The sequence below is a fragment of the Paenibacillus sp. FSL H8-0537 genome (assembly GCF_038051995.1).
Lineage (GTDB): Bacteria > Bacillota > Bacilli > Paenibacillales > Paenibacillaceae > Pristimantibacillus.
In genome coordinates, this window is the sequence record NZ_CP150290.1 from 4,482,267 (window position 1) to 4,496,325 (window position 14,059).

A 14,059-nucleotide genomic window follows, 5' to 3' on the forward strand; every position below is an offset into this window, starting at 1 on the left:
AGCTCCCTTAAAATTACTGGCTTCCCGCCGTTATTACCTGCCATAATGGCGGGCCAAGAATAATAAAACCAATGAAGACGGCAAAGCATGCTGCCAGCAGTACAGCGCCAGCAGCAACATCTTTTGCCGTCTTAGCGAGCGCATGGCGCTCCGGGCTTGCAAGATCTACAACCTTTTCCACTGCAGTATTAATCATTTCTGCTACGATTACGAGTGCCATCGTGAGCAGCAGCAGTGCCCATTCCATACCTGAAAGCGATAGAAAAGCACCGAGCAGAGTGACGGCAGCAGCGACCAGCACATGAATGCGCATATGGCGCTCATTTTGCACGCCAAATGCTATGCCCGCCCACGCAAATCCTAAACTGCGTATGAATTTCTTCATTAACGCGACAAGCCTGCCTTCGAAAGCACAGCTTCCTGCTTGCTCGTCATCACGGCCTCATCGCTTTCCGTCTCGTGATCATAACCGATTAAATGCAGAAAGCCATGAACGAACAGGAAGCCGATTTCCCGCTCCAGCGAGTGGCCATACTCCTCGCTTTGCTCAACCGCTTTCTCAACGGAAATGACGATATCGCCCAGCATACCCGATATAGGATCAAGCTCATCTTCGCTTTCCACTTCAAAAATGATATCCAGCTCATCCGTGCCGTCATCCTGCATTGCAAACGACAGAACATCAGTAGGACGATCTATATTGCGGTAGTCGCGATTCAACTGATGAATTTGCTCATTATCGGTAAAAGTCAGCGTCACTTCGCCCGTTGTCATCCCTTCCGCTTCGCCAGCCAGCTCAAGCAGCTGCTCCAAGCGGGCGATCCAAGCCTCGGGAATGTCTACCTTATTCTGCTCATTGCTATAATCCAGCTGCAAACTCATGCTAAACGCTCCTTTGACTTAACATCCTCAGGGTACTCAATGCGGGAATGAAAAATCCCGATGACGCTTTCCTTGAGCGACTGTGCGATCTTATCCAGCTCCTTGAGCGTCAAATCGCATTCGTTGTATTGGTTGTCATCCAACCTGCTTTTGATGATTTTGTTGATCATCGCTTCCACCTGCTCAACCGTAGGGCTGCGCAGGCTGCGGACAGCCGCTTCCACGCAATCGGCGATGCCGACAACGGCGGCTTCCTTCGACTGCGCTTTCGGGCCAGGATAGCGGAAGTCATCCTCCGTAAATGAAGGCTCCTCCCCCTGCTCCTCAGCCTGCTTAAGCGCCTTGTAATAAAAGAATTTCAGCGACGTCGTGCCATGATGCTGCTCGGCAATATCACGAATAGGCTTAGGTATATTATGCGCCTTGAGCATATCGACGCCGTCCCGCGCATGGGCGCAAATGATCGACCGGCTAAGCTTTGGATCAATCGAATCATGCGGATTTTCCATATTCGTCTGATTTTCAATAAAATAATTCGGCCGCTTCGTCTTCCCTATGTCATGGTAGAACGAGCCTACACGGCAGAGCAGCCCGTCCGCCCCGATGGACTCAGCCGCAGCCTCCGACAAATTGCCAACCATGACGCTGTGATGATACGTTCCCGGCGTCTCCGTGAGCAGCTTGCGCAGCAGCGGATGGTTCGGGTTAGACAGCTCGACTAGCTTGAGCGCCGATAAAATGCCAAATGTCACTTCAAAAAACGGCATAAGGCCAATAACAAGCACAGCTGTAAGCAAGCCGCTCGCAAAGGCAAAGCAAAGCGAATACACAAGTGGCCCTTGATCCAGCCGCTCCGTCAGCAGCATAAGCGTAAGAACGGAAAACGTGCCGAACAGGCTGACCATAATGCCCGCCTTTAAAATCGTCGACCGCTGGCTCGCTCGATGAATCGAGAAGATAGCCGCGACAGATACGACGATAATAACAAAGCCGTATTGGAAATCGAAAATTTGATTTTGCCCCGTGCCCGAATTCAGCACAATGCTGCCGATAATCGCAAACAGAATCGAGCTAATCAACGCCAAATGCATATCCAGCAGCAGCGTAATCAGCATCGTCCCCAGCGCCGCAGGAGCGAGGAAGCCGACATACGGGATCTCATCCGTCTGGATCAATGAAATAATGATCATCACAACGATGTTGATCAAATAAATGAGCCACAGCATTAAAATTTGCGCATTATTATATTTCGGCTTCAAGCCGGAAATGCCGCCCGACTGATGTAAATAGCTGTACATTGCCGCGATGAACAAAATGGACAAAATAAGCAAGCCGAGCTGCGGCCAATAATTGCGTTTATCCTGCAGCAGCGCCGAATCCTTCAGCAGCTCATACATTTCCGGCGTAATGACTTGGCCCCGCTTGACGAGAACATCGCCTTCCTTGATGACAACCTGAGGCGTGTTCTTCTTCGCTTGGATTTTCGCTTCATCCGTTGCTTCCTTATCCAGAAAGCGGTTCGGCATAATCGAGAAACGTGCCAGCTCCTGCACGATTTCACGGCTAGTCCGGTCGGAGAGGGAGCTTGCGTTCACCAGCTCCGCCACACGGGTACGCGCAGCATCGGCGCTGCGGAGCTGCTCGCTCATTAGCTTGCGCACGATCTCCTGCGCAACCTGGCGCATTTCCGTGATTGACTCTACCGACATCCGTGGCATTTTATAAAACGTTTCCTCTGGAATCGCATATTCCTGCTCTTTAATAACGACCGCCATCTCATCGAGCAGCGTATCGCTATAAGTGCCATTGCCTTTGTTCACCTTGACGTAATTATCGACAAAATCGGGATACCGACCAGGAATTTCATTGCGGTATATATCGATTTTATTTTGCGTCGTTACCTGATCGTCCTGGTTCAACTGCTCCATGCGCGAAAATATCTCGCCCAGCAGCAGCTCGCTGCGCAGCGCAACGTTCGAATAGATCGCATCTACGCGGTTAGCCGCTTCCTCCTGCGCCTGCAGCGTCGCCTTGCTATCCGGTATTTGATGGGGAGCGACGATATCCTTCTCGCTGGCAACGCCCTCTTGAATATCATAGGTTTCGGGAACGAGATGCGGAGCGAGACTGAAATAAAACAGCAACACAAATAATAACATGAGCACGAAGCGGACAGCTACGCTCTGTTTCCACCCCGCAGCCTTGGTGCTCTGCAGGTTCCCCTGTTTACCGGAATGATTCTGGTTCTGGTTCATGGAGCGGACATTCCTCTCTATGCTTTGTTCTCAGCGTCCTGATTGTAGGCGACAATGATTTTCTGCACTAAGGAGTGACGGACAACATCCTGCTCGGAAAAAAAGATAAAGCCAAGTTCGTCTATATTTTGCAAAATCCGCTGTGCCTCTATTAAACCTGAGTTTTTCCCTCTTGGCAAATCAATCTGTGTCACGTCGCCGGTAATAACCATCTTGGAGCCAAAGCCTAGCCGTGTCAAAAACATCTTCATTTGCTCCGGCGTCGTGTTCTGGGCTTCATCCAAAATAATAAAGGAATCATCAAGGGTTCGTCCACGCATGTAAGCAAGCGGGGCAACCTCAATGGTGCCGCGTTCAAAAGCCTTTACCGTCTGCTCAGGTCCCAGCACATCATGCAGGGCATCATAAAGCGGACGCAAGTAAGGATCGACCTTCTCCTGTAAATCGCCAGGCAGAAAGCCGAGATTTTCGCCTGCCTCGACAGCTGGCCTTGTCAGTATGATTCGCTTCACCAAGCCCTGCTTTAAGGCGGCTACAGCGAGCACGACAGCCAAGTAGGTTTTTCCTGTGCCGGCTGGGCCAATACCGAATACGACATCATGCTTGTGAATGGTCTTTACATAATGGCGCTGGCCGATTGTCTTCACCCGGATGGGCTTGCCGCGAAACGTAGTTGTAATTTCAGCCTTGAATAAATCAAGAAGCTCTTCTGCCTGCATCGTACGGGCCAAATCAAGCGCATACATCATGTCCCGCTCTGAAGGCATGTAGCCGCCTCTTACAAGCTGCAGCATGACGCTGAACAACTGCTCAAGCGAGCGTACCTCCTGCACAGCACCAGAAATGACGATTTCTGCCTCACGAGATGTGATTGAGGACTCGCACTGCGCCTCTACCAGTCTTAGGAACTTGTCCTGTGGACCAAATACCGCTAATCCTTCTCCCGCGTTTTCCAGCGGAATTCTGACGACTATTGTTTCATTTTGCAAACAACCTCAATCTCCTTGCATCTGGACTAGGGGCATCTCTTTCACAATCGATTGCTCTACTTCAAAAAGAACTTTCATATAAACTTTACCATTCTCCGTCTTTTCATGCAAAACAATTTCATCCCGGATGACCGCATCGCTGCCCGCTTTCGTCATAACATTCGCTTTCGCCTGCAAAATTCCACCCTCGCGCGCTTCATCCGCTGATAGTTTCAGCTCTTCCGTATGTACTTCCATTACCGTCTGCTTCATCCGACCGAAGGGCAGGCTTATGCTTTTAAAGTTCGCTTTATCCTCCTCCACGATTGTCTCCGACTGCTCGTACGGATTTTTGCCGTAGCCGCTCACCTGCAGCGCTCTGCCGCCAATGACGACGTACCACTTCTGCTTTTTTTCCCCCGTATATACTTTTACCTGCTGCGACATCGGTGAAGCAATATTAAACTCATACCAGACTAGCCCACGTACCGAGCCCTTTGCCACAACCGTTTGCGTATAAGCGCCGCCGCCCAGCGTGCCCGAAATCAACGTTTGCCCTTTTTTGACCTTCGCATTTTTCTTTACGACAGCACGACCGCGTTCCGTATAAATTTCCGTAATGACCGCATCGGCTGACGCAATGAGGTGGCGGGGATTTTCCAATTCCCGATGATCCGGTTCTGTCGTTTCCGCCACTTGAATGATGATTCTCGTTCCTTTCTTCTCCACCCCAATCCACGTTGCTTTCGGCAGCTTGTTGACGAGCCTCTTGGATATAATATCCGTATCCTCCAAACGGAACGACCATTGGAGCGGAAAAATCCCCTCCTGCCTTGCCGCCTCTATAATTTCCTCTTCCGTTAATTTCAAGTTGCCCTTAACCTCAACCGACCATATAAGCGAGGAAAGCAAGTAGATGCCAATGAAAAATAACGCAATGCCTGCGATGAAAAATTTACGTTTTTCCAGCCTTACCAACCAAAACGGCATCCCTTGCCGCTTTACGACATGCGCCCTACAGCCTGTCTCCTTTAAAAAAGGCTTTAAGCGAAAATAATCGCTCACAGACACATCAAACTGCAGCTTGCCATCGCCCGTCCAACCGATGGACGCAAGCTGCAGCCCCCCTTCCAATGCACGATTCACAAGCCGCTCAGGTTGTCCGCCCCTGATATTAACCGTAACGACGCCGAGTACCCAGTCCGACCATTTCAGCTTCAAGCCGCTCCCCTCCTACTCCCGCAAGGCTATGCCTGTAATTTGACCTTCAATAAAAACCTCTTCTGTCCAAATCGTTCGAATAACGAGCGAGTTTCCCGTCACCTCAAGCTCGCCCTTGCTGAGCGCAAGCCTAAGCTGCTCGCTGGAAAAATGTATGACACCGCGATGGTTCTCAATATATAACTGGCGATCGCCGATCATCGTCAGCCGGGGAAGATCATAGACGACATCCTGGGGCAAATCCAGAATATCCGCTGTCATTTTGCGAAGTTTGCGTTTTAAACGGTTCATAGGTAAAGGATCGTCCCCCTTATCACGCTCGCCAGACGTTAAATATGACACAAGGCCCATTATCGTACTATATCAAGCTATGCGCGGGGTGCTGGTTTTATGAAAAATAGCGCAGCCTTCAGTCATCCGTAATGGATTTCTGAAAGCTGCGCTATTTAAAAGTAAAGCTAATATTATCTGACCTTGCCATAAGGCCGCTTCGATTTCGGCGGGCCCAATATTTCTGACCAGATAACCGCCTTGCGAAGCTCATCAGCGCTCAAAGGCGCTAAACGCGTGTCAGGAACAACCTCAGCCTCGCTGCTAGCCCGATTGCTGCGCCTTGAGGCAGCTTCACGCTGCTGTGACGCTGTTACAGCTGCTTGCTGCTGCTGCGTGCGCTCAAGCGCTCTGGCGAGCTCTGACAGGTGGTGTTGCTTCTCACGCTCAGCCTCCTCCTCCGCTTGGCGATAGGAAATTGACCGTTCCTCATAATCAGCGTCGTCATCCCATTCCTGGTAAGCCTCTTCCTGATCATAACGGCCAGACTGCTGCTGCACAGCTGTTCCTTGCTGCGGATAGGCAGTATCAGAAGCGCTTTGACCGTTAAAGTCCGGCATCCGCGGATTGTTCCGTTTTTTTGCACTGACCCGATTGAAGATCGACAGGAGAAAGCCGCCGACAATAACGACGAAATAAATATTTTTTGTAATAAACTCAAATACATGTTCCACTGGTTCAGATTCACCTCCAGGGTAAGCAGCTACGCCCGCACTTTATTCTCCATTATTAATTGTCATTTTTTTCGGTTGGGGCGTCGCTCTTGCCAATGGAATTACGCATTTGTGTATCCGACTCCAGGTTTTTCAGGTTCAAATAATCCATGACGCCGATTTTTCCGTTTTTGAGCGCTTCAGCCATAGCAACTGGCACTTGCGATTCGGATTCCACAACTTTCGCCCGCATTTCAATAACGCGCGCCTTCATCTCCTGCTCCTGCGCTACTGCCATTGCACGGCGTTCCTCTGCTTTCGCTTGGGCAATCCGTTTGTCGGCCTCAGCTTGCTCCGTTTGGAGATGGGCACCAATGTTTTTGCCTACGTCTACGTCCGCGATATCAATGGACAAGATTTCGAAAGCTGTACCGGCATCAAGCCCTTTGCCGAGAACTGTACGGGAAATCATGTCTGGATTTTCAAGAACGTCTTTATGGGAATTTGCCGAACCAACCGTCGTAACGATACCTTCGCCGACCCGGGCGATAATGGTCTCTTCACCGGCACCACCGACAAGTCGCTCAATGTTGGCACGTACAGTAACACGCGCTTTAACTTTAACCTCAATACCGTCCTTCGCTACTGCTGCAACCGTTGGTGTCTCAATGACGCGTGGATTAACGCTCATTTGCACCGCTTGAAGCACATCACGGCCAGCAAGATCAATGGCAGCCGCACGCTCGAACACGAGCGGGATATTGGCACGCTGTGCCGCAATCAATGCATTGACAACGCGGTCAACGTTACCGCCAGCGAGAAAATGGCTTTCCAGCTGATTAATATTCAGCCCAAGGCCGGCTTTCGTAGCTTTAATGAGTGGATTAACAATCCGGCTCGGGACAACTCGGCGCAAGCGCATGGCAACAAGTGTAATAATACCGATACGAACACCCGACGCAAGTGCGGAAATCCAGAGCATAATTGGAAAAAAGCTCAGGAAGACAGACAGTGCAATAATAACAATAACCGCAATAATCAATATAGAAACTATCGGATCCAGACCCATTTATAAATACCTCCATTGCTTTAGTTAAGCGCTGATTCGCGCTTATGTTATGCTTTCATTGTCTCTTTCACAACTACCCAAGTACCTTCCGCTTTGACGACGACAACGCTTGCCCCAGTTGAAATAAACTCACCTGACGTTACGACATCAATCCGCTCATCGCCGATTTGTACCGTTCCGGAAGGTCTTAGCGGAGTAAGCGTAATCCCCTCAAGTCCCAATAGGCTGTCTTTCTCATCTGCGGATACATAACCTTCTTCCTTCGTCAGCTTATCGCGAAGAATGAATTTATTCCAAATGCCTCTATGTCTATATTTTCTGAAAATATAATACATCACAAGAACAGCCACAACGAGCGCTGTGACGAGCGAGATAAACGCCGTCATCGGATCGGATGCTGCGGTAACTACACCAGCAACGAGTGCTGCGCCGCCTAACAGTCCCAAAATGCCGAAGCTTGGAACGAATACCTCGATAATGAGCAAAGCCAAGCCTATAACGAAGAGAACAATCGATTCCATGCCTGCAAATCCGGCAACATAATGACCGAAGAAATACAAGCTGAAAGAAATTATTCCCAGAATGCCCGGCACACCAAAGCCTGGCATCAGAAGCTCAACTACGATGCCCGCAATACCAAGGATGAGCAGCACGGTCATCACATACGGATTAACGAGCCAGCGTGATACTTTCTCAGCCAGCGACGGCTCAAACGAAATGAGCTGCTTATGATCAAGCTTCAGCCATGTAATAGCTTCCCCTACAGAGGCTGCGATATGCTCCGCGTAGCCGCTAGCCAGCGCCTCGTCGGCGGATAGGGATAATATTTCCCCTGCCGGCTTCTCTATGCCTGCTTTCGGCAAGCTAACCGCCACTGTCGTATCAACCATAGCAGCTGCTATATTCGCATCCCGGCCATTCAGCTTTGCAGCCTCCATCATCGTCTTCGTCCAATAGGAGACGATTTTCGGGTTATCAATCAATTGGCCTCCGCCATCAACGACAGCTGCTGCGCCAATTGTACTTCCCGGCTCCATTACAATATTTTGCGCATTGAGCGCAATGTAAGTACCTGCCGACACCGCTTTGCCTTCAATATAGGCAGTTGTAGGAATTGCGCTTTTGCGGATGACCTCCCCGATCTCCTCTGCGCTGGTTACTTCTCCGCCGAACGTGTTAATAACGAGAACTACACGTTCCGCCTTTGCTTCGGCCGCTTCTTTGTAAGCGCGCTCCAAAAATGATTTAAGCCCGCTCTCAATCGTCTGTTTGACTGGAACAATGTAGACCGCTCCACCAGCTTCATCCGCGGCAAGCTGCTGTGCCTTTACAGGCTGCATACCGACCAGCAGGCCGCTGCCTAAGGCGACAACCAATGATGAAAAAACAGCTAATCTCGCCCAGAAAGCGGTTTGGCGCCATTTTTTTATATTCAACCTTCCACCCCTCCTCTATAGCCATTATATTCGTTATTACGAAGGATTACCCTGAAACGTTGCAAAATAAGCTTAAATAGCTTACACCAACTTACGCCAACTGACCTATTTGATAAGAAAACAGAGTCCTTTTTTTATACGCATCCACCTATGAATAACTGAATCAAGTGTAAACGGCTGTCGCCGTCCTCTGGCGCCAAGCTACCGTTTCAAGGGTGAAATATAAGAATTTATAAGTGTGAAACTTATAAATTCTTATATTTTAAAAAGCAAAAAACACCCCTCGGAAGGGATGTTTTCGTCCGAACATATCGTTATTGCAGAAATTGTTGTACGAGCTGATTTACTAGTTTACCGTCAGCGCGCCCTTTTGTTTTAGGCAACAAGGCGCCCATGACTTTCCCCATCTCGGCTTTGGAAGAAGCACCGAGTTCATGGATGGTCTGCGTTACTATCGCTTTTATCTCTTCTTCGGTCAGCTGCGTGGGAAGGTATTGACTAATAATTTCAATTTCTGCGTTAAGACCTGTTACCAGGTCCTCACGGCCGGCTTTGCTAAATTCTTGGAGGGAATCTTTACGTTGTTTGATCTCACGACTTAGGATATCAAGCATTTCACTGTCGTCCAGAGGACGCTTCAAATCAATTTCCAAGTTTTTAGCTGACGCACGCATCATACGAATGGTTGTAAGCCGGAACTTGTCCTGATTCCTCATGGCCTGCTTCATATCGTCGTTCAATCTTTCGCTCAGGTTCATTATACTAAGAGCCTCCTAAAACTTTCTCTTACGAGCAGCCTCGGACTTCTTCTTACGCTTTACACTCGGCTTTTCATAATGTTTGCGTTTCTTAACCTCAGCCAACACGCCATCTTTAGCGATAGAACGTTTAAAGCGGCGAAGTGCAGAGTCAATGGTTTCATTTTTCTTAACCTTAGTTTCAGACACAAGTTTTCCCTCCCTCCGAAACAGACCGTCCAGAGCATTAAACACGGTTTATCAAACTCCATTATAAGTCAAAACAAAATACAGTGTCAACTCACTAATTTCACTCGTAAACAATGCCAAAGCCATTTTTCAAAATATCGTAGAACATCATGTAAGTATCCCCATTCGTCAGCTCTTTTACATTGAGCATTTGACCAATGATTTCCTCGCTGATCCAGCCGCGGGAAATGAGATCCTTAAGCGCCGTTTCTCTCGTCGTATCGAGTCCAGCCGTCAGTGCCAGCATATAGGCCGACTGCTCCAATGTCAATGGTCCAGTCAATAAATCCTTCATATCCTTGACCGCACCGTCAGGAAAACCGGGGAACTGGTCAGGATGCGCTTTTTTGAGCGTTCTAAGCTTGTTCAAATAGCGCCCAATGCTCATCGAGCCATCAAGGTCCCATGCCTCATTCGAATAGCTTCCAGACGTCATATACATGCTGGCTGCTGCCACAAGGCCCTTATAGTCCTTGTGTTTCATGTAAGCAGGCTGTTCGAACTTTTCATAGGTCAAGTCCATGCCCTGCTTAACGAGCTTCTTGCGCAGCTTGCTGATGAGCTCCGTCGATTGGGACAGCTCTCTGACCGTGATGTCGTTGCTAATGGCAAGGCTCGCCGCCGCTCCTGCAGCTTCTGCCGTCGCCATGCCTAGCGGAATGACCCTTGCACTGCCATGAGGAATGGTGTCAAAGCTGGCTGAGCGTCCTACTACGAGCAGCCCATCGACTTTAAGTGGAACCAAGCTGCGGAACGGAACGCCATATTGCATCGGGCTTAGCATAATTGTTCCCACATCGCTGTAGTTGATGCTTTGAATATCAATATCGTAAGAGCCATAAGCGATTGCATCCCATTTATCCCGATTTTCCAGCACATCGGCCAGCGTCAGCCTGTACTCGCCATATATATGCCGTGATTCTCTTATATACAGCTCTGATGCAGTACCCGCGTAGTTCATATTGGCGAACTGTGGGTATGTCTTTTTTAAATAGTCGACGATGAGCGGCGACTCTTTTTTGCCGACTTCCATGCCGCGAGCCACGGATTTCGGATCTAGCGGGTCAACTCCATAAATCTGCATCGTGTTAAACAACATCGTTTCATTGTTTTCCCTGCCTATATTAAGACTGCGAATTTTCACCTTCTCGGGATCGCTTGGCGGATATTTTCTGGCATCGCCAAATCCCCATATGCTCGTGCTGTCTAAGCCTAAGCCTTCCAGCCCTTTGAAATTCCGCCAAGCCTCGTTCGTCACATTGTCCATTCTAAACACGAGCGTTGCTGCCATCTTCGCCTTGCCTTCGCCAATATCTTGGCGTCCAATAGAGTAAGGAACGCCAGAGGCGGCAGCGATATCAGCATCCTGCGAAGCATCAATGACTACTTTTGCCGCAACCTTCTCGGCCCTGCCATCCGGTTTAATAATCGACAGCCCCGTTAGCTGCATATTCTCGCCGGACTGCTGCAAAATCGGCTCCATCTTCTGCACATGCATGAGCAAATCAATGTTTTGCTCCTGTTTAATCATTTTGTAAAAGACGTTGGCCGCCGTATGTGTATCAACCGAGCTGCCTTCTACCTGATCAAACCACTCCTGAAATAACCCTTCATTCAAAAACTTCGATTTGTGCAAATAGCGATAATACCACGGCTGATTTGGGGAATAATTCAAATCGAGCGTATTCAGCCCGCCCAGCGTCATTAAACCGCCCAAAATATCGCGGTCTCTGCCTTCAAGCAGCAGCACGCTCAGCCCATTTCTAGCTCCAGACACAGCAGCCATTATTCCTTCCGGATCGGTACCGACAACAATTAAATCATAGCTCGACTTTACGGCCTCAACCGATTCGACCTTCGTAAAGGGAGCTTGAACACGGTCAATGGACAAACGATCGATAGAAGCTGCTTTAAATTTATATAAATAATAGCAACCGACCAGCATCAAAAAAGCGAGAGCAACGATCGTCAACATTTTATATTTCTTCTTCAACAACTAAAATAACCTCCGAATTATGAATGCCGCCAAGCAGCAAAGCTTTCATTACTAGATTAATAGACTTCATTGGCCGAAAAAGGGCAGGCTCCCGCTTCTCATTAGGAGCCAGCGTATCATGCGAATGCTGCGCCTAAACTGCATCAATGCACAATAGCTTCCGGATGAAGCAGCGTATGCATATCCGTAGAAGAAGTAACGGTCAACCTCGGAACCAGCATTGGATCGGTTCCCGGCACAGCAAAACCACTGCGTACGGAGAACGCCATCCGATAACCATTTTCACGCAAATGATAAATAATCTGTGTGTTCGCCTCGCCGTACGGGTAAGCAAAATAAGGCGAGTCAATGCCAAGCTCTTTTATTTGGTGAATATCATTCGTAATCAGGCTGGCGTCTGCAAGCGAAGAATAGGCAATGCCGCAAACCGCTGTCCCTTTTTTGTGCAAATCATAGGTGTGGCTGTGATATTCAAATACGTCGCTCGACGCTTTCATTTCCTCAGTGGAAAGAAAGCTTGTTTTTTTCGAATCGAATGCTGCCGTCTTTTGTTGAATATGTATTCCAACAACAAACATCGTCGCGTGAAAGCCATATTTTTTCAAAATAGGATAAGCATAAATAATATTGTTTTGATACCCATCATCGAACGTAATAACGACCGACTTATCCGGCAAAGCACCTTCGCCATTAATATATTTCTCAAGCTGCTCCATCGTCGCTGTCTTGTAGCCATTCGTGTGCAAATATTCCATCCCCTGCTCAAACGATTCCAAACTAATCATGGAATTGTTGTCCGGCTCGCTAATGTCAGCTTTTGGAGCAATGTAGTGGTACATCAATACAGGTACCCGATCAGCATTGTCCGCCAGCGTCAACGCTTTTGAATCCAGCTGCGGTTGATTTGCTTGTTTGTGCGTCATAATAAACGCTCTATTTTTGGCTAATTCCCAAGAGGTGCAGATTTTTTTCGTAACAACCGTCCCTGGATGGGCTACTGCTGTAGCATAGACAGCGATTAGAAGGACGATTGACAATAGACCGGCAGCGATATTTTTTTTGGAACGGGACATACAAACTCCTTTCAAAAACCTTTATTGCATGTTCAGCTTTGCCTTATAACGCATTTAGCGGGCCCAGCTTCTCGCCTCCGAGCAAATGGAAATGCAAATGATACACCAATTGACCGCCATCGCTATTCACATTGTTAATTAAACGGTAGCCAGATTCGGCAATGCCCTGCTCGATCGCAATTTGACGTGCTGCTGTGAACAGCTCAGCCATTACAGCATCGTCGTCTGCGGTCACATCATTCATTGTGGCAATATGCTTTTTAGGAATGATTAAAATATGTACGGAAGCTTCCGGCTTAATATCTTTAAAAGCAATGACTGTATCCGACTCATACACTTTAGTTGACGGCAATGTACCTTCGACAATTTTACAAAAAATGCAATCCATTCAAAACTCCCCCTAAATTATGTTATACAACCTTATTCCATCATAACGGAATGAGCAAAGCTCGTCCAATCCCATCAGTCTTCCTATAGGTTAAAAGATGGATCGGCATAGGTTTTTGACGGCTCGCAGCTGCTAGTGCAACCGGGCATCTGTGTGTTCGTCTATCGCCTGCTCCAGCTTATCCGCAATTTCCAGCCAATTGTTGTAGCCATTGCCGATTTGAATGGATAAGCTTCTGCTTTCCAATGCATCTGTATTAAAAGCCATTACAGCTTCCAGCTGCTTGCTGAATGCCTGCTGAAGCTTCGTTAGGTATGCCTGCTCGGCTGCCGTTAGGGCACCCTCATGGCCGCCGACTTTGGCCAGCGACTGCTGCACCGCGTTAAAATAAGCTTCCAGCTTGCCGCTAGCAAACTCCGTGCCCTTATATTGATGCGCTTCTTTCAGATAACCCATCACATGATCAACGTGACGGAAAGCCGCGCCAGCACTGAATTTGGCCTCATTGCGTTCCAAAAGCTCCGCTGATTTCCCCAGCTTCTCAAGCTCAGGCAATACCGCATTATAAAATGCTGCGGCGCCGATGGCATCGGAAGCGACACGCTGTCCAGTCTCATATTTCTTCTCTTGAATGTTGGACAAATATTGCGAATATAAAAACATATTTCCATTAAGGCTGCACACCAGCAGCACGATAGTGATTGCCAATGCAATCGGTTTTTTCTTCGGCGGTTGTTGCTCTACTGACACGCTTTCTTCCCCCTAAAATTAAATCGCCTTACTGTATATAATTACAGCTATT

At 48.4% G+C, this 14,059-nt stretch carries 15 protein-coding genes; all 15 read right to left on the reverse strand.

What is annotated here, in order from left to right; translation table 11 throughout:
- Window positions 1-13 precede the first annotated feature (13 nt).
- The gene (locus MHB80_RS18830) at window positions 14-385 is read right to left on the reverse strand and encodes a diacylglycerol kinase family protein (protein WP_341278408.1); all 372 of its coding nucleotides are present in this window, start codon (window positions 383-385) and stop codon (window positions 14-16) included.
- On the reverse strand, window positions 385-882 hold the full coding sequence (ybeY, locus tag MHB80_RS18835; RefSeq protein WP_341278409.1) for an rRNA maturation RNase YbeY: 498 nt from the start codon (window positions 880-882) through the stop codon (window positions 385-387). Before ybeY ends, MHB80_RS18830 begins: the two co-directional genes overlap by 1 nt.
- The gene (locus MHB80_RS18840) at window positions 879-3,137 is read right to left on the reverse strand and encodes an HDIG domain-containing metalloprotein (RefSeq protein ID WP_341278410.1); all 2,259 of its coding nucleotides are present in this window, start codon (window positions 3,135-3,137) and stop codon (window positions 879-881) included. Before MHB80_RS18840 ends, ybeY begins: the two co-directional genes overlap by 4 nt.
- A gap of 17 nt (window positions 3,138-3,154) precedes the next feature.
- The gene (locus MHB80_RS18845; protein WP_338551966.1) at window positions 3,155-4,126 is read right to left on the reverse strand and encodes a PhoH family protein; all 972 of its coding nucleotides are present in this window, start codon (window positions 4,124-4,126) and stop codon (window positions 3,155-3,157) included.
- 6 nt (window positions 4,127-4,132) lie between these two features.
- Window positions 4,133-5,326: a sporulation protein YqfD gene (gene yqfD / locus MHB80_RS18850; RefSeq protein ID WP_341278411.1), complete on the reverse strand. Its 1,194-nt coding sequence runs from the start codon at window positions 5,324-5,326 to the stop codon at window positions 4,133-4,135.
- A 12-nt stretch (window positions 5,327-5,338) separates the two neighbouring features.
- Window positions 5,339-5,617, reverse strand: coding sequence for a sporulation protein YqfC (gene yqfC / locus MHB80_RS18855; RefSeq protein WP_341278412.1), 279 nt, complete (start codon window positions 5,615-5,617; stop codon window positions 5,339-5,341).
- Between the two features lie 173 nt (window positions 5,618-5,790).
- Window positions 5,791-6,330, reverse strand: a complete 540-nt coding sequence (locus MHB80_RS18860; RefSeq protein ID WP_341278413.1) for a hypothetical protein — start codon at window positions 6,328-6,330, stop codon at window positions 5,791-5,793.
- A gap of 55 nt (window positions 6,331-6,385) precedes the next feature.
- Window positions 6,386-7,378 (reverse strand): flotillin-like protein FloA, encoded by a 993-nt coding sequence (floA, locus tag MHB80_RS18865; protein ID WP_341278414.1) that lies wholly within the window; start codon window positions 7,376-7,378, stop codon window positions 6,386-6,388.
- Window positions 7,379-7,425: 47 nt separating this feature from the next.
- Window positions 7,426-8,814 (reverse strand): nodulation protein NfeD, encoded by a 1,389-nt coding sequence (locus tag MHB80_RS18870; protein WP_341278415.1) that lies wholly within the window; start codon window positions 8,812-8,814, stop codon window positions 7,426-7,428.
- Window positions 8,815-9,128: 314 nt separating this feature from the next.
- Window positions 9,129-9,572, reverse strand: coding sequence for a GatB/YqeY domain-containing protein (locus tag MHB80_RS18875; protein ID WP_046229920.1), 444 nt, complete (start codon window positions 9,570-9,572; stop codon window positions 9,129-9,131).
- A gap of 15 nt (window positions 9,573-9,587) precedes the next feature.
- Window positions 9,588-9,761, reverse strand: coding sequence for a 30S ribosomal protein S21 (rpsU, locus tag MHB80_RS18880; protein ID WP_046230300.1), 174 nt, complete (start codon window positions 9,759-9,761; stop codon window positions 9,588-9,590).
- Window positions 9,762-9,861: 100 nt separating this feature from the next.
- Complete coding sequence (locus MHB80_RS18885) at window positions 9,862-11,796, reverse strand: FAD-dependent oxidoreductase (protein ID WP_341278416.1); 1,935 nt, start codon at window positions 11,794-11,796, stop codon at window positions 9,862-9,864.
- Window positions 11,797-11,939: 143 nt separating this feature from the next.
- The gene (locus tag MHB80_RS18890) at window positions 11,940-12,869 is read right to left on the reverse strand and encodes a polysaccharide deacetylase family protein (RefSeq protein WP_341278417.1); all 930 of its coding nucleotides are present in this window, start codon (window positions 12,867-12,869) and stop codon (window positions 11,940-11,942) included.
- 43 nt (window positions 12,870-12,912) lie between these two features.
- A complete protein-coding gene (locus MHB80_RS18895; RefSeq protein ID WP_341278418.1) occupies window positions 12,913-13,257 on the reverse strand; it encodes a histidine triad nucleotide-binding protein in 345 nt (114 codons plus the stop codon).
- 132 nt (window positions 13,258-13,389) lie between these two features.
- A complete protein-coding gene (locus MHB80_RS18900; RefSeq protein ID WP_341278419.1) occupies window positions 13,390-14,007 on the reverse strand; it encodes a hypothetical protein in 618 nt (205 codons plus the stop codon).
- Between the last annotated feature and the right edge of the window lie 52 nt (window positions 14,008-14,059).